Source organism: Anaerotignum lactatifermentans (assembly GCF_016902535.1).
In the GTDB taxonomy this organism is placed as follows: domain Bacteria; phylum Bacillota; class Clostridia; order Lachnospirales; family Anaerotignaceae; genus Anaerotignum; species Anaerotignum lactatifermentans_A.
This window is the reverse complement of sequence record NZ_JACSNY010000009.1, coordinates 1-16,550: the sequence shown is the minus strand read 5'-3', so window position 1 is coordinate 16,550 and position 16,550 is coordinate 1. Positions and strand designations below refer to the sequence as shown.

Below are 16,550 nucleotides of genomic sequence, written 5' to 3'. Positions count from 1 at the left end.
CTCCCTAAACACAAAATCCGCCAGTGGGTACTCGCTGGCTGTGCTTGCTACCGTAACCCTACCCTCGTTTTCCCCCTCTACTAATACTACAATCCTTAACAAGCGAAATGGCTTAAGCAGAGTAAAATTAAACTGTAAATTTCATAAGAACAATAAAATTCACTCAAGCAAAACTCTGATAAAAAGAAATCGTCTGATTGGAACAAAAAAGGCTGATTGGAGTGGAAAAGACTTTTCAGGTCTGCTATGATGGTTACTGTAAGCGCCGAAGGGCGCTTTCAAAAAGCCTACAGGTTAGCACAACCTAACTAAAAGGAGGAATTTTCAATGTCTGAAGTGAGTACGGACAAAAAACTGAAAGGAAAAGACCTCATTACCATCGGTATCTTTTCCGCAATCTACTTTGTTATCAACTTTGCCTTCATGCTTCTGGGAGGTATTCACCCTGTTCTTTGGATGCTGATGCCTGGCTTCATCGCTGTGTTTGCAGGCATTCCCTTTATGCTGATGGTCGCAAAGGTTCAAAAACTGGGTGCAGTTTTCCTGATGGGGCTTATCACTGCTCTCATCTATTTTGCCACTGGACAATTTACCCTGGTGATCCTGATCTCAATGGCTTCAACTTGCATTTTGGCCGAAGTTGTCCGGGCGGTGACTAAATATAATAGCTTCAAGGGAAATTCGATTGCCTATGTGATTTTTTCGATGGGAATGGTTGGTTCTCCCCTTCCCATCTGGTTGTTTAAGGCCGATTTCCTGGCGCAGATTACGGAACAGGGAATGCCCGCTGATTATGTCGCGGCAGTTGAAGCTCTGTCATCCAATGCGATGCTAATCGTTCTGTTTGTTGCTCCAATCATCGGTGGTATCATCGGAGCCTTTATCGCCAGAGGTTTGTTCAAAAAGCACTTTGTAAAGGCAGGAATTGTGTGATGAATGGAGCGGGCAAAAAGCACACATTAAGGTTCGATCCACGGACAGAATTACTTTTGTTAGTGCTGGCAAATATTGTGGCCTTTACCCAGCACTCCGTATGGGTTGAAATTACATGGGTTATTTTTCTGCTCCTGCTGATCGTTGCCTGCGGATGCCAAAAATCCGCAGGCAAACTGGCAATCGCATTTGGAATTTGTCTGGCGCTACAATACTATGTATTTCCAAACGGACCGGAAATTTTAGCCAGCAGCTTCACAATCATTGTATCTTATGCAAGAAAGATTTTCCCTTGTTTGATTGTTGGTACAATGGTATTACAGAAAACGCCCGTCCGGGAATTGATGGTTGCACTTCGGAAATGGCATATCCCGCAGGGATTGATTATTCCTTTGTCTGTAACTGTCCGATATTTTCCGGCTTTAAAAGAAGAAACCGGCTATATCCGGGATGCCATGAAGCTCCGTAATATTCATGGAGTACAAAAAATTGAGTGCTTACTGGTGCCGACCATGATCTCTGCCACAACGACAGCGGAAGAATTATCCGCCGCCGCTGTTACGCGGGGTATTGAAAACCCTGCGCCAAAGACAAGTATGATTGAAATGAAGTTCGGTGTGCAGGACTTTTTATGTCTGGCGGTAGGTGTGGTTTTCTGCATAATTTCAATTACAGTGGGATAAGGAGGTGTTCCATGTGATCCAAATTCAGGATGTATCCTTTGAATATGAGAAAGAGCAGGGAACGCTTTCCCATATTGACCTGAATATCTATCAGGGAGAATGTGTTGTCCTTACAGGAGAGTCGGGCTGTGGCAAAACCACAGTGACAAAACTGATTAACGGCTTAATCCCTCATTTTGTCGAGGGCGGTACTTTATCTGGCCGGGCGATTGTAAACGGTATGGAAGTGCCGAAAACAGAAATGTACCGTCTGGCAGAACAGGTTGGCTCTGTGTTCCAAAATCCGAAATCTCAGTTTTTCAATATTGACTCGGACAGCGAAATTACTTTTGGTCTGGAAAATGCAGGCGTCGAACCAAAGAAAATCAAAGAGCGCTATGAGGCCACTGTTTCCGCCCTGAAAATTCAATCGCTTTTGGGAAGAAACATTTTTTCCATGTCTGGCGGGGAAAAACAAAGTCTTGCGTTTGCCTCTGTATATGCCATGAACCCGTCCGTTTTTGTGCTGGACGAGCCGACAGCAAATTTGGATGCCGACGCGATTGACACCTTACGCCAGCAGATTATCCAGATCAAAAAAGAAGGGCGGACGGTTGTTATTGCCGAACACCGCCTATATTTCCTGATGGATCTGATTGACCGGGCAATCTTCATTCAAAAGGGAAAAATCGTTCAGATATTTTCCGGGAACGAGTTTCGCAGTCTTTCGGATGAGCAGCGTATCAGGATGGGACTTAGAGGTCTTGTCCATCCTGTGATGGAGTTACCTCCCGCTGATCTGCCAGGAGCGCAGGAAGGCTTGTCCGTAGAAAATCTTTCCTGTGCTTTTGATAAGCAGCCAGTATTCAGTGGTCTTGGCTTTTCTGCAAAACGGGGTGAAGTGTTGGGAATTGTCGGTCATAACGGCGCAGGAAAAACGACGATGACGCGCTGCCTGTGCGGGCTTTTGAAAGAAGTGAACGGAACGGTTCGACTGGATGGGCAAACACTGAAAGCAAAACAGCGCAATAAGGCCAGCTTCTGTGTTATGCAGGATGTGAACCATCAGCTTTTTTCAGACAGCGTATGGAACGAATGTGAACTGGCGCAGCCGGATTGTCCGCCGGAGCGGATTGAAGAAATTCTCAGGTCTTTTTATTTGCTGGATTTCAAAGACCGCCATCCGATGGCCCTGTCAGGAGGTCAGAAACAGCGCCTTGCGGTGGCAACCGCTATTCTCTCCAACAAGGATGTACTTGTCTTTGATGAGCCGACCAGTGGCCTGGACTATCACCGTATGCTGGAAGTGAGCAATATGATCCGCAAGTTGAATGATGAGAATAAAGTTATCATCATTGTTTCCCATGATTTTGAGTTTTTGGGCCGGACTTGTGATAAAATATTTGATATGGAGGGATGCTCCATAGAAAGGAGGTAGCGTCTATGCCGGAACTATTCCGGGAAATGTACTACGGCCCGAATGTTCAAAACCTAATCGAGTCAGATGATTGTAAGGTCATGCGTTTAAGCGATAACTCCGGAGAAGGCATGATGACGCTCTATCATGTCTTTCCCGGTGTATTTCTCATGTATAATGATTTCCACATGAAGGAGTGTGTTTCGGGCTTCCAGACAGATATGGATCTGCTTTGTATAGACCACTGCCGAGAAGGGCGCATTGAGCAGGAAGTCGGCCAAAATGCCTTTAGCTATTTAGAGGCTGGCGATCTTCGGGTAGATCGCCGCATCCATCATTCCGGCAAAGTAGAATTTCCCCTTTGCCACTACCACGGTATTTCCATTGGCTTTCAAATGGAAACCGCGGCAAAAGAAATTCCAGCCTATATGAAGGGCTTTTCTGTTGACCTTTACGAATTACAAAATAAATATTGCAGTGACCGTACACCCTATGTCATTCCTGGTGAACCGGCGATTGAACACATCTTTTCTGAGCTTTACAATGTTCCGGTCAAAATCAAGAGGGATTATTTCAAAATCAAGGTGCTGGAGCTGCTGTTGTATCTGGATGCTCTGGAATTGGCAGGGCATACAGAAGAACGCCCGTATTTCTACAAAGGGCAGATTGAGAAGATTAAAGCAATTCAGGCGCTCCTAACTCAGGACTTAACACAGAACTATACATTAGAGGAGCTTTCCGAGCGGTTTGACATCGCTCTAACTCCCATGAAAAATTGTTTTAAGTCGGTATATGGCAGCCCAATTTTCACATATATGCGGAATTACCGAATGAACTATGCCGCTTCTTTGCTGCGATCCGATAAGACGCTGAAGGTGGCTGAGATAGCGGGACTTGTAGGATATGACAGTCCCAGCAAATTTGCTTCTGCATTTCATCAGACAATGGGGAAAACGCCGTTAGAATACCGAAAATCAATTATCTGATTGGTGCAGAAAAGGCCGTGTGGAGCGGAAAGAAAAATTGAATCATGGTAGCATTAAGGATGGTTAGCAGAGTTTAACCATCCTTTTTCTTTTGCTGACCAAACCGAGTGAAAGAGGTGAACTACTATGAAGCAACAGAAAGAGAACTGGGTAAAAACACTTTTCTCTTTTGCAGGGCCATGCAAAGGGAAAATGACCCTCTCAGTTTTGTGTGCCATTTTAAGTGTTGCCGGAGGCTTTGTTCCGTTTTGGGCGGTGTATGAAATTCTTCTCCTGTTCATTAACCGGACCGCTACTTTGAACAACATCATGCTCTGGTGTCTGGTAGGCGTAGGCGGATACCTGATCCGTGTCATCTGCTTTGGCATTTCCACAATTTTGGCACATATCTCCGCTTACACGATACTGGAAGGCATCCGCCTGAAAATCGCAAACCGCCTGATGAGGGCGCCCCTTGGCGAAGTATTGGGGCGAAGGATCGGTTACTTGAAGAATATTATCATGGACAAGGTGGAGGATTTGGAGCCGCCTCTGGCTCACATGATCCCGGAGCTGACATCGAACTTGCTCCTTCCGATTGCCATTTTTATCTGGATGCTGGCGATTGACTGGCGTTTGGGCCTTGCAGTCCTGATTGCCCCGGTTCTGGCCATGATCCCCATGTTTTTTCTCATGCGGAACTATAACAGCCAGTACGCAGCTTATATGGAGGCAAACAACCATGTCAACAATGTCATCATTGAGTATGTGGAAGGCATTGAGGTTGTTAAGGCATTCAATCAGAGCACCAGATCCTATGAAAAATTTGTGGGAGCGGTAAAGTCCTTTAAGGATTTTACTCTGGCATGGTTCAAAAGCACCTGGAAAACAATGAACCTGATGATGGCGATTATGCCTACCACCCTCTTGGGGGTACTTCCCATCGGTTTGTTGTTGATGCAGAGCGGGAGCATCACGCCTGCTGAACTGGCGATGGGAATTATTCTTTCGCTGAGTATTGTCGGCCCGCTGATGAAAGCCACCACGTTTATCAATGAGGCAAAGTCAATGGAGTACGCAGTAGAAGCTGCAAACGAAATCCTGAACCTGCCCATATTACCGGATGCAGGCAAGATTGTTCCTACTGAGCACACAGATATTGTTTTACAGAATGTGTCTTTCTCCTATGACAGCACCGAACAAAACGAAGTGTTACATGACATCAGCTTGAAAATGCCGCAGGGAAGTTTTACAGCCCTGGTTGGGCCATCCGGTGGCGGCAAGTCCACCGTTGCCCGCCTAATTGCCCGATTTTGGGATGTGACCGGCGGCAGCATCTCCATCGGCGGCACGAATATCAAGGAACTTTCCATCCGACAGCTTTCCGAATTGGTCAGTTTTGTGACACAAGACAATTTCCTATTCAACTGCTCTCTCAAAGAGAACATCCGCCTGGGTAATCCAAATGCTACGGATGAGGAAGTGTATGCCGCCGCAAAAGCGGCCTGCTGCGATGATTTTATTGTTCGGCTGGAAAAAGGATATGATACCCCGGCCGGTGATGCTGGCAAGCGGCTCTCCGGCGGAGAAAAGCAACGGATCGCTATTGCGAGAGCAATTCTGAAAAATGCGCCTATTGTGATTTTGGACGAGGCAACTGCCTTCACTGACCCGCAGAATGAAGATAAAATCCAGAAATCCATCATGGCCCTTTCCAAAGGAAAGACCCTGCTGGTGATTGCCCATCGTCTGTCTACAATTCAAAACGCAGATCAGATTGTTGTTCTGAAGAAAGGACAGATTGTTGACTGCGGAAAGCAGGAGGAACTCCTGGAACGCTGCCCGCTTTATGCGGATATGTGGCAGGCGCATATTGGTGCAAAGAACTGGTCTGTGGGCGAGAAAAAGGAGGTGGCTGTCAATGTTTAAGTCAATGAAACGCATTATCCGATGGGCTGGCAAATATAAAGGCCGCCTCTATCTAGGTTCTGTGTGTTCCTTTTTCAGCAGTCTGTCTACTGCTATTCCTACAATGGCAGCCGCATTCGCGCTGGATAAAGCGATCCAGGCATACTGGACGAATACTGCGATTGATACTGTTTTAATCTGGCAAACGCTGTGGATCATTATTGGCTCGATTGTGCTGAACTTCCTGCTTTCTTATCTCCGGGCAGTGTTGCAGGAAAGCATTGGATATGAAGTGGCCGCCGGACAGCGTATTCATCTGGGCGATGTACTGAAACGGGTTCCCCTTGGGTACTTTTCACAGAACAGTGTCGGTGACATTCTGGCAGGTGTTACCACGGAATTGTCTACTTTGGAATTACAGGGCATGAAAATGGTGGATGTCATCATCAATGGATATGCAAAGTTTATTGCCATCGTTTTATGCCTGATCTTTTTCAGCCCCGTCGCTGCAGTTATTTCTGTTGTCGGTGTTGTTCTTTCGGCGCTGGCTTTGCAGGGGATCAGCAGACACAGTGAAAAAACCGCTGCAACAACCCATAAAGCAATGGAAGATATGTCCGGCGCGGCGATTGAATATATCCGGGGTCTTTCCATTGTGAAGTCCTTTGGACAGGAAGGGGCATCTATTGAAAACTTTCGCAATGCCAGTAAAGATCTGAAAGATATTCATATCAAGGTGGAAAAAGGCTTTACTCCATTTAATTGTCTGCATCTGTTTGCCTTGAAACTGGCTTCGATGGGAATTGTCTTTATTTGTGCATGGCAGGCATTGCAGGGACAAATGAGTATGGCGTTCTTCCTGATGTTTGTCCTGTTCTCTTTTGTGATGTTCGGCAGTGTGGAGAATATCAATGACGCGGCCCATACGCTTGGAGTTGTGGACTCTGCCATGAACAAGTTGGAAGCATTAGAGAATGTAAACTATATCGACCAGGATGGCACCGATATAAAACCGGCAACCTATGATATTGAGTTTAGGGATGTTTCTTTCGGATATGACAGCCGGATTGTTCTGCATGACCTGAACTTCAAAATTCCGCAAAATAGCACAACGGCCATCGTGGGGCCATCTGGCAGCGGAAAATCTACGCTGTGTAACCTGATTGCTCGTTTCTATGATGTGAACAGCGGAACGATTACCGTTGGCGGAACAGATATTCGCCGATTTACCTGCGATAGCTTGCTAAAAAATATCAGTATGGTTTTTCAGAATGTCTATTTGTTCCGGGATACCATCAAGAATAACATTAAATTCGGCAGCCCGGACGCTACGGATGAACAGATTATCGCCGCCGCAAAAGCAGCCCGCTGTCACGACTTCATAATGGCTTTGCCGGACGGTTATGACACAGTGATTGGTGAAGGGGGTTCTTCGCTTTCCGGCGGTGAAAAGCAAAGAATTTCTATCGCCAGGGCGATGCTCAAGGATGCTCCCATTGTTATCTTGGATGAGGCAACCGCAAGTATTGATCCAGAGAATGAGCATTTGATCCAAGAAGCGATTTCTGCTCTAACACACGGTAAAACTATTATTACGATTGCCCATCGTCTGGCCACGATTGAGAACGCCGACCAAATCCTTGTGATTGATGGCGGAACTGTGGCTCAGAGGGGTACGCATAAGGAACTGCTGCAACAGGAAGGGACTTATAAAAAGTTCATCCAGATCCGCGAACAAGCCGAAGGCTGGCGAATACAGTAAGGGAGGTCTTAATGAAACTTCATGCGTCCGGGGAGGACTATCTGGAGGCCATCCTTGTTCTCCATAAGAAGATGGGCATGGTGCGCTCCGTAGATGTGGCCCGGCACATGGAGGTGTCAAAGCCCAGCGTGTGCCATGCGGTGGCGACGCTGCGTGAAGGGGGGTTCCTGACAATGGACAGCGACTATTTCCTGCATCTGACCGATGTGGGCCAGGAAGTGGCGGAGCGGATCTACGAAAAGCACCGCTTCTTTACTGACCGACTGATTGAAGCCGGCGTAGACCCGGAAACAGCGGAAAGGGATGCCTGCCGGATGGAGCATGTTATCAGCCAGGAGTCCTTCGAGCGTCTGAAAAATGCTTATAAAACAAAAGAAGAATAAACTGCCCGCATAGCAAACGGGTGAAACAGTAACGCGGCCGGGCACATCGAACCCGACCGCGTTACTCGTCTTTTTGGAAGGCTTCCGCCTGTTTGCAGAGTGCGATAAACTTTTCAATCTCTGCTTCGCTTTTCCCGGCAAAGAAGTCCACGACTGTTTTCGAGACTGTCTAATTTACCATTTCCGGGAAGATGGCGGCTTCCACGCTGATATTCAATTCTTTGGCGACAAGGACCACCGTTTCAAATTTCGGATTACTCTGGCAGGTCTCCAAATCTATGATCGTGCGGGGGTTCATACCGAGGCGTTCAGCCAACTGCTTCTGCGTCAGATGCTGCCGCTTCCGTTCTGACCGCACCTTCCATGCAAATAGATCCAGCGGATTGTTCACTGCACATCACCTCTACATCATTGTAGGGTGTGCTTCCGCTCATATAAATAACCATAGAACTCATGTAAAGTGAGTTATAACTCATATTTCGGAGTAAAGGGAGATATGGATGAGAGCGCCAACACAAAGGAGGTCAAAATAAGGCGGGGTTTACCGCTTATGCGGCGGACGCCCATGCCACTACGAAAAATATTCCAATAACGCAGCAGCGAGCCATGCTCATGAAAGTGAGTTATGGCTCGCTTTTTATATACTGCGGCTCATATCCAACAAAGCCCGTCCCCGTGACCGCCTGCGCCTGGGCGTGGGCTGCCGCTCCCCGCCCCGTTTCGTTCCGGCCTGTCAATCTGAACGAAACGAAAGGAGCCAAGTATGAGCGGCAAAAAATTTTTTCAGATAGATCCCGAAAACCAGCCAAACAGGACCTCTCGTGAACGAGTAGTGAGCGAAAGGGGAAGAAAAGAATTGCCTCCCGGCACGAAGGGAGGTGAGAACTTGAAACCTGACCGCCACTACGAGCACAAGCAGTACGCCTTTGACAGCTACTGCAAGAAGGTGCTGAAATGCGAGGCGTGCAACGGCTATCGCCAGATCAGCCAACGCCAGAAGCGTTTCGCGTCTTTGGAGGAGCTGTCCGAGGCCGAAATGGCCCAGCTTGCGGTTTATGACCGCTACTCGTGGGAATACACGACCTTCCCTGTGGGAGGGGCCGTGATCCTGATCGAGGACGACGGGCTGGCCGAGGCGCTTCTGGGGCTGTCCCAGGAGGACCGGGAAATCTTTATGATGCACTGGTTCCTGCGGATGACCGACGCACAGATCGCCAGGTACATAAACATGCCTCGCCGGACGGTCAATACCCGCAGGCATAAAGCCTATCGGCTGCTGAAGGAGCTGATGGGAGGTGAAGCGGATGACTAAATCTGCGTGCACGCGGGCATCGCTGATCCCTTACCCGGTGATCGCCGCCGCTGTCGGAGGAGACCCCGAAGCGGTGAGCCGGGTAGTCCGGCACTATTCCGGCTACATCGCCGCGCTGTCTACACGGACGAGCTATGGCCCTGACGGCTATCCCCGTCCCCAGGTGGACGAAGATCTGCGCGGTCGGCTGGAAGCAAAGCTGATTATCTCCATCCTGGATTTTGACCTGAGCTGATCCAGGGCCGGGCGCTGCGTGTTTTCCCCTTTCCACGCGGCGTCCCGTTATAGCTCCTTGACAAAGAAAGCCCGGCGGGTGGCCTCCGGCGCAGTATAAGGCAGACGGATACGATCTGTCTGCGTGGAGCCGGTCGGCCGGTGCGCCATGACCCTGTTGCAAGTCCGCAGGACGGGACCCCTACCAAACAGGAGAGCGACGAACACCAGGCCGCAAAACAGGTGTGGCAGCCTGTGGGCGAGGATACGCAGGCAGGATAATGAGACTCGCGCATTGGACGCCCGCAAAGCATCGTGCGCCGCACCCATCAGCATGGGCCGGGGTGAAATTCCCGTGGAGCTGTGCCAGCAGCCGTCCGTTTTCTGCCTCTCTCTTTTTAAGCAAATCCTGTTGCTTTAAGTTTATGGATAGTTCGTAAACTTTTCGATTAGCAGCAGACAAACACAAAACGGCGCGGTAAAATGAGAATGGGTAAATTATGAGCCATTCTTATTCGTGCCGTTTCTGATTTAGAAAGGGGGCTGCCATGTCACAAGCATGGAACGGTACGAAGAAGGAGTCCCCGGAGCGAAGAACTTATACGGTTGAGGACATTACTCAAATCCTGGGTATTGGCCGAACATCCGCTTATCTTCTCGTGAAGGAAGGACACTTTAAGATCGTACGAATTGGCAACGCCATACGCATTTCCAAGCGGTCATTCGATGAGTGGCTGGAGTCACTTGACCTATGACTTAGAAAGGAAGTATCGTTATGGCTTCGATTATCAAACGCAAAAAGAATTATTCCATTGTCTACAACTATACGGATGAAAATGGTGAGACCCGGCAGAAATGGGAAACCCGCACCTCTTACCAGGACGCATTGAAGCGCAAGGCGGAGGTGGAGAACCAGCAGTTCACGGGGACCTTTCTTCCGCCCAGCAACCAGACCATCGCAGAATTTCTTTTGGACTTTGTTTCCCTCTACGGAGAAAAGAAGTGGGGCGTTTCCATGTACGACAGCCAAAACTCGCCAATCGCCAACTACATCAACCCCATCATTGGGGATATGAAGGTGCAGGAGGTCACCCCGCGAGTAGTGGACAAGTACATCCAGACTTTGCAGAAAACCCCTGCGGTGAATACAAGGACCCATCACGCAAAGACGGACTTTGTGACCAATTCCACCATTGAGAAGATCATCAAACTCCTGCGCTGCGCTTTCAAGCAGGCAGTACGGTGGGGGCTGATCGCCAAGAACCCCTTTGACAATGTGGTACTGCCCAAGACGGAGTATAAGAAGCGGGACATCTGGACCGCCGATATGATCCGCACTGCTCTGGATCAGTGTACGGACAGCAAGCTCTATGTAGCGATGAACCTGTCCTTTGCCTGCTCCCTGCGGATGGGTGAGATCCTGGGGCTGACCTGGAACAATGTCCACATCTCCGATGACGATATTGCTGATGACAACGCCTATGTTTTCATCGACAAGGAGCTGGCGCGGGCCTCCAAGCGGGCCATTGAGATGCTGGGGCAGAAGGATGTCTACCACATCTTTACGCCGTTGTTTCCCAACACCAGCACCAGGGTGATTCTGAAAAAGCCCAAGACGGACTCCAGTATCCGCAAGGTATGGCTGCCCAAGACGCTGGCCTACATCCTGCGGGAATGGAAAAAGTCCCAGGACGAGCTTCGCGGATTTCTCGGTGACGAGTACCAGGATTTTGACCTGGTGGTGGCGCTGCCCAATGGGCGCCCCTGTGAGGACCGCATCATCCTAAAGGAGTTTGAGAAGCTACGGGAGAAGGCGAGGCTGCCCAGAGTGGTCTTTCATTCCCTCCGTCATTCCAGCACCACCTACAAGCTGAAACTGAACCACGGCGACCTGAAGGCTACCCAGGGCGACACGGGCCATGCGGAGATCGACATGATTACCAGCGTGTATGCCCATATCCTGGACGAGGACCGCAAGATCAACGCCCAGAAGTTTGAGAGCGCCTTCTATGCCAAGCCAGATCTTCGGGCGGTCCGCCCGCCGGAGGAGCCGAAGGAACCGGCACCGGCGACGCTCGACCTGGAGGCCCTGGTGGAACAGCTCCGGCAGTCGCCGGAACTGGCAAATACCCTGGCTGCGCTGCTCTCGGCGGCACCGGGCGGCAGGTAAGTCCGAAAACTCCAATTAGCAAAGATGGGATTTTTCTTAGCAAGGACGTGGAAATCGTTCGTTTCTTCTTAGCAGGATATACATAGCAGCGCATAAAATCCTCCCGGCCTCAAACGAGCGGCAGGCCGGGAGAAGAAAAATAAAAAACGCTGCAAACCGGCGAAAAACGGCTTGCAGCGGAGCTTTTGGCGTCCCAGACACGACTCGAACGTGCGACCCCGGGCTTAGGAGGCTCGTGCTCTATCCAACTGAGCTACTGGGACATATATCAAAAAAATTCAATTTTTCCGCCCAAACGGATTCGAACGAACTGCCGCTTAGGAGGCGGACGCTCTATCCTGCTGAGCTACAGAGACATGTTTGAAGTCCGCGGCGCGGACTTCTTTTTTATTTTAGAGAGTTTCTTTGCCGCCGTCAAGTCTTTTTTCTTTGACAGCCATAGGGAAACCCTAGTATAATTATATATTAAGGCATTGCCTAAAAAAGAAAAGGAAGGAACGACTATGGGTTCTGTAAGGATACAATATACCCTGTTGGAAGACGGGGCAAAGATCATCGGCATCGAGGGACGGGCGTCTGTGCTGCGGGTGCCGGAAAGGATCGAAGGAAAGCCGGTGACGGCGGTGGGGGCTTATGCCTTTGCTGTGGCCGCGGAACTTCCGAAGGCGGAAAAAGAGGAGGAAACACAGCTGTCCTTTGTGCCTGTGGTCCCGCAGGAGCGCAAAGCACCGCCCAAGGAGGCAGAGGGCTTTGCCGTGGAACAGATTTTCCTGCCGGATACGGTGACGGAGATCGGCCCCTATGCCTTTTATGGCTGTACGGCGCTGACGCTGCTGCATCTGCCGGAAGGGTTGGAAAGACTGTCGGATCATCTGCTGTCGGACTGTGCCGCGTTGGAGTCTGTGGCGCTGCCGCAGGGTCTGCGGGAGATCGAGGGCTATGCCTTTTATGGCTGCCGCAGTCTGAAAAAAATGATTTTGCCGGAGACGGTGGAGAAGATCGGCGGCTATGCCTTTTATAACTGCCGGAATATGGAACAGATCCATATCCCCGGAACGACGTGGGATCTGGGTACGGGCCTGTTTTTGAACTGCGACCATCTGCGGATGCTTTCCTTTGGCAGATGCCGCCATATCGCCGATTTGATTTCGGTGCTGAATCAGGAGCTGCATCTGACCATTACCTTTGAAAACGGAGAGACAGCTAAGCTGCTGCTGCCGGATTATCAGTATGAATATATCGAGGATACCCCTGCCCGCCAGTTCCATCAGGTCAATTATGGGACGGGCCATCTCTTCCGCCAGTGCATCGGCAATTCCGACATTGATTTCCGCCGTTTTGACGAGCTGTTTTATCTGACCCGGCGGGAGGACGAGGCATTGATGGTGCTGTTTCTGGTAATGTACCGTCTGGAATACCCCTACCGCCTTCAGGAGAACAGGAAGGCGGATTATCTCCAGTATCTAAAGGAGCATTTTCTGTGGGCGGCTTCTTACTATATTTCCATGGGGGACCTGCGCAAGATCCGCCTGTTTGCCCAGTGGGGGCTTTTGACGGCGGAAAGTACGGCGGCGCTGCTGAAAAAGGCGGGAGAAGCCAAGAAAACAGAAATCACAGGGTTTTTGCTGGAATATGAGCACCAGCATTTCCAGAAGAAGAAAAAGACCTTTGACTTATAAAAAGAGGGTGGATTTGTGAATGAAACACACCGTAATTTAATTGAGCTGGGCAGCCGTATTTTAAGCGCCTCCCGGAATCAGCTGTATTTATCCATGCGGTTTCTGGATATGGCGCTGAGTGCCCTGCGCTACGAAATGAACCTGTCCTCTCTGTATGTGGGGACGGACGGGGAGAAAATACTGTTCAACCCCAGATATCTGATGGAGCGGTATCAGTCAGACCCGGTGCTGGTGAACCGGGCTTATCTGCATATGCTGCTGCACTGTTTGTTCCGCCATCCCTTCCATCAGGGGGAGCGGGACGAGGAATACTGGAACCTGGCCTGCGATATGGCTGTGGAGTCCATGGTGGATGTGCTGCCTTTTTCCGCCGTACGGCTGGTGGTTTCTGACCGGCGGCAGGAATGGTACGAAAAGCTGCGCCGGCGGCTGAAGGTGCTGACGGCGGAGGGGATCTATCAGGTATTGCAGGAGGAAAAACTGTCTATCCAGGAATTTGGCAAATTACAGCTGGAATTCTGGGTGGACGACCATGTTTTCTGGGAGAAGAAAAAAGAGGACGACGATTCGCAGGATCAGGACAACGACCGGAATCAAAATCAGGACGATCCTTCTCAGAGCGAGGAGGAGCGCCGTCAGGAAATGGAAGAAAAATGGCGGGAGATCAGCGAAAAAATGCAGACGGATCTGGAGACCTTTTCCAAGGACGCCGGGGAAGAAGCCGGCGATCTGCTGCAATACCTGCGGGTGGAGAACCGGGAGCGGTATGATTACCGCCGGTTTTTGGAAAAGTTCGTTACCTGGAAAGAGGATATTCAGGTGGACGACGACAGCTATGACTATATTTTCTATACCTATGGCCTTCAGCTTTACGGTAATATGCCCCTGATCGAGGCGCTGGAGTACAAGGAAGTAAAAAAGGTGGAGGAGCTGGTCATTGCCATTGATACCTCCGAATCCTGCGAGGGAGATGTGGTACGGCGGTTCCTGGAGGAGACCTATGCCATCCTCCGCCAGAGTGAGAGTTTTTTCCACAAGTTCAATCTCCACATCATACAGTGCGACGCCAAAATACAGCAGGATCAGAAGATCACCTCCCAGGAGGAGCTGGCCCAGTACATGGCCGCCTTTGACCTGCGGGGCAGCGGCGGAACAGATTTCCGGCCGGTGTTTTCCTATGTGGAGGAGCTCATGGAGGAAAAGGCTTTTCAAAGCCTGAAAGGGCTGATCTATTTTACCGACGGCTGGGGGCAGTTCCCCAAAAAGCGCCCGTCCTATGACACGGCGTTTGTCTTTCTGGACGACGGGGCCTATAACGAAAGAGAAGTACCGCCCTGGGCCATGAAGGTGGTATTAGGCAAAGAAGATCTGGAAATTTCATATAACAAGGAGTAAAGGACCATGAATATCAAACAAGCGAAGGAAGAGATCCGACACGCCATCGCGGCGTATCTTGCCAAAGATGATTTTGGGGAATATCAGATCCCTGTGGTGCGCCAGCGGCCCATTCTGCTCATGGGGGCGCCGGGGATCGGCAAAACGGCGGTCATGGAGCAGGTAGCCAGAGAATGCGGCATTGGACTGGTGGCGTACAGCATCACCCACCATACCCGCCAGAGCGCCATTGGCCTGCCTTTTATCAGCCATAAGAACTACGGCGGAAAGGAATATGCCGTCACAGAATACACCATGAGCGAGATTATCGCCGCTGTTTATGACAAAATGGAGGAAACGGGCTTAAAAGAGGGGATTTTGTTTCTGGATGAGATTAACTGTGTTTCCGAAACACTGGCCCCTGCTATGTTGCAGTTTCTGCAGGCCAAGACCTTTGGCTCTCATCGGCTGCCGGAAGGCTGGATCATTGTGGCGGCAGGCAATCCGCCGGAGTACAACAAGAGCGTCCGGGAGTTCGACGTGGTGACTTTGGACCGTGTGAAGAAGATTGATGTGGAGCCGGACTTCCCTGTTTGGAAGGAATATGCCTGGAAACAGGGCATTCATGGGGCCGTGCTGTCTTATCTGGAGATCAAGAAAAACAATTTCTACGCCATGGAGACCACAGTGGACGGAAAGCGCTTCGTTACGGCCAGAGGCTGGGAGGATCTTTCTAATGTGCTGCAGGTCTATGAAGGGCTGGGCATTACACCGGACGAAGGGCTGGTATATCAGTATCTCCAGCACAGAAAGATCGCCAAGGATTTTGCAAATTATCTGGATCTTTACCGGAAATACGAGACGGATTACAAGGTGGAGGACATTCTGCGGGGTCAGTATGGCAAGGATGCCGTTCAGAAGCTCCAGGACGCGCCCTTTGACGAGCGTTTGAGTGTCATGGGGTTATTGCTCAGCCGGCTGACAGAAGCCTTTACAGCGGCTTATGAGGCGGATTTACGGACCACAAAGGTTCATCAGGCGCTTTTGGAGGCAAAAGAGCGGTTCCAGAGCCCTTACTGTGCGGAGACTGCCTGGGAGACTCTGCTGGAAGGATTTCTGGAGGAAGAGCGGTTGGGCTATGACCGGGAAAAGAAGGCCAATCTGCTGGATAAGCATGAAAGCAGAGCCAGAAGGGCTGCTTTGGACCTGCTGGAAGGCTACGGACAAAAAGCCAAGGAAAGCGGTGCCCGGACAAAGGACGAGGCCTTCGATAGCCTGAAAGGGCAGTTTGCCGCGCTGGTAGAGGAGCGGGAAGGTCTGGTAGAGGAAGCCGCCGCCTTTTTGGAACATTCCTTCGCCTTCTTAGAGGAAACCTTCGGTACAGGACAGGAAATGGTGATCTTTGTGACGGAGCTGACGGCCAACTATTACAGTGTACAGTTCATCAGCGAAAACGGCAGCGACGCCTACTATCGCTATAATAAAGAGCTCTTGTTTGAGGAAAAACAGAAGTCCATTCTGGAGGACATCGCTAAGGCGAAGGACAGCGTGAACCTGCTGTTCTGATTTCAGAAAAATAAGAAAGCCGGAATCCTTTGCAAGGATTCCGGCTTTCTTTGTTTGCTTATGAAGATGTGAAATACATCTGAAGTTCTGTTTTTTATGGTTTGAATTTATAATCTAAGTGCAACAAGTAAAAATGACTCACAGTTTCTGGTAAAATGGTGTTTGCAAAGACATCCATTAAACTAGGAGGAACTATGAGCCACTAT

General features: G+C 50.0%; 15 protein-coding genes and 1 tRNA gene. 14 read left to right on the top strand and 2 right to left on the bottom strand.

All coding sequences use genetic code 11. The features are described from left to right. Positions 1 to 327: 327 nt before the first annotated feature. The 7 genes from H9X84_RS08230 to H9X84_RS08200 all read left to right on the top strand — a co-directional run bounded on the left by H9X84_RS08230 (position 328) and on the right by H9X84_RS08200 (position 8,030). On the top strand, positions 328 to 933 hold the full coding sequence (locus H9X84_RS08230) for an MptD family putative ECF transporter S component (protein WP_205133808.1): 606 nt from the start codon (positions 328 to 330) through the stop codon (positions 931 to 933). Continuing rightward, entirely contained in the window at positions 933 to 1,616 is a 684-nt protein-coding gene (locus tag H9X84_RS08225; protein WP_205133868.1) for an energy-coupling factor transporter transmembrane component T, read from the top strand. Before H9X84_RS08230 ends, H9X84_RS08225 begins: the two co-directional genes overlap by 1 nt. Before the next feature lie 4 nt (positions 1,617 to 1,620). Then, the gene (locus H9X84_RS08220; protein ID WP_205133807.1) at positions 1,621 to 3,033 is read left to right on the top strand and encodes an ABC transporter ATP-binding protein; all 1,413 of its coding nucleotides are present in this window, start codon (positions 1,621 to 1,623) and stop codon (positions 3,031 to 3,033) included. A 5-nt stretch (positions 3,034 to 3,038) separates the two neighbouring features. Continuing rightward, positions 3,039 to 3,998, top strand: a complete 960-nt coding sequence (locus tag H9X84_RS08215; protein ID WP_205133806.1) for a helix-turn-helix domain-containing protein — start codon at positions 3,039 to 3,041, stop codon at positions 3,996 to 3,998. Positions 3,999 to 4,124: 126 nt separating this feature from the next. Beyond that, positions 4,125 to 5,906, top strand: a complete 1,782-nt coding sequence (locus tag H9X84_RS08210) for an ABC transporter ATP-binding protein (protein WP_205133805.1) — start codon at positions 4,125 to 4,127, stop codon at positions 5,904 to 5,906. After that, positions 5,899 to 7,647, top strand: coding sequence for an ABC transporter ATP-binding protein (locus H9X84_RS08205; RefSeq protein WP_205133804.1), 1,749 nt, complete (start codon positions 5,899 to 5,901; stop codon positions 7,645 to 7,647). The genes H9X84_RS08210 and H9X84_RS08205 overlap by 8 nt, the downstream gene beginning before the upstream one ends. Positions 7,648 to 7,658: 11 nt before the next feature. Then, positions 7,659 to 8,030 (top strand): metal-dependent transcriptional regulator, encoded by a 372-nt coding sequence (locus H9X84_RS08200; protein ID WP_205133803.1) that lies wholly within the window; start codon positions 7,659 to 7,661, stop codon positions 8,028 to 8,030. A 169-nt stretch (positions 8,031 to 8,199) separates the two neighbouring features. On the opposite strand, the gene H9X84_RS13305 is transcribed toward H9X84_RS08200, so the two are convergent. Next, the gene (locus H9X84_RS13305; RefSeq protein ID WP_330612309.1) at positions 8,200 to 8,421 is read right to left on the bottom strand and encodes a helix-turn-helix transcriptional regulator; all 222 of its coding nucleotides are present in this window, start codon (positions 8,419 to 8,421) and stop codon (positions 8,200 to 8,202) included. 495 nt (positions 8,422 to 8,916) lie between these two features. On the opposite strand from H9X84_RS13305, the gene H9X84_RS08190 reads away from it, so the two are divergent. From H9X84_RS08190 to H9X84_RS08175, 4 genes are all read left to right on the top strand, one after another. Then, complete coding sequence (locus H9X84_RS08190) at positions 8,917 to 9,342, top strand: sigma-70 family RNA polymerase sigma factor (protein ID WP_243423656.1); 426 nt, start codon at positions 8,917 to 8,919, stop codon at positions 9,340 to 9,342. After that, positions 9,335 to 9,577 (top strand): helix-turn-helix domain-containing protein, encoded by a 243-nt coding sequence (locus tag H9X84_RS08185; RefSeq protein WP_003510855.1) that lies wholly within the window; start codon positions 9,335 to 9,337, stop codon positions 9,575 to 9,577. The genes H9X84_RS08190 and H9X84_RS08185 overlap by 8 nt, the downstream gene beginning before the upstream one ends. Positions 9,578 to 10,103: 526 nt before the next feature. After that, positions 10,104 to 10,310 carry a helix-turn-helix domain-containing protein gene (locus H9X84_RS08180; RefSeq protein ID WP_003510854.1) on the top strand — a complete coding sequence of 69 codons (207 nt, stop codon included), beginning with the start codon at positions 10,104 to 10,106 and terminating at the stop codon, positions 10,308 to 10,310. A 20-nt stretch (positions 10,311 to 10,330) separates the two neighbouring features. Then, positions 10,331 to 11,725 carry a site-specific integrase gene (locus tag H9X84_RS08175; protein WP_205133801.1) on the top strand — a complete coding sequence of 465 codons (1,395 nt, stop codon included), beginning with the start codon at positions 10,331 to 10,333 and terminating at the stop codon, positions 11,723 to 11,725. A 186-nt stretch (positions 11,726 to 11,911) separates the two neighbouring features. Here H9X84_RS08175 and H9X84_RS08170 read toward each other — a convergent pair. Continuing rightward, positions 11,912 to 11,988 (bottom strand) — tRNA-Arg (locus H9X84_RS08170). A gap of 240 nt (positions 11,989 to 12,228) precedes the next feature. On the opposite strand from H9X84_RS08170, the gene H9X84_RS08165 reads away from it, so the two are divergent. Genes H9X84_RS08165 through H9X84_RS08155 form a run of 3 tightly spaced genes read left to right on the top strand, consistent with a single transcriptional unit; the run spans position 12,229 to position 16,344 of the window. Further along, a complete protein-coding gene (locus tag H9X84_RS08165) occupies positions 12,229 to 13,404 on the top strand; it encodes a leucine-rich repeat domain-containing protein (protein ID WP_205133800.1) in 1,176 nt (391 codons plus the stop codon). Between the two features lie 15 nt (positions 13,405 to 13,419). Further along, positions 13,420 to 14,799 carry a VWA-like domain-containing protein gene (locus H9X84_RS08160; RefSeq protein ID WP_330612308.1) on the top strand — a complete coding sequence of 460 codons (1,380 nt, stop codon included), beginning with the start codon at positions 13,420 to 13,422 and terminating at the stop codon, positions 14,797 to 14,799. A 6-nt stretch (positions 14,800 to 14,805) separates the two neighbouring features. Continuing rightward, a complete protein-coding gene (locus tag H9X84_RS08155) occupies positions 14,806 to 16,344 on the top strand; it encodes an ATP-binding protein (protein WP_205133799.1) in 1,539 nt (512 codons plus the stop codon). The last annotated feature ends 206 nt before the right edge of the window (positions 16,345 to 16,550 follow it).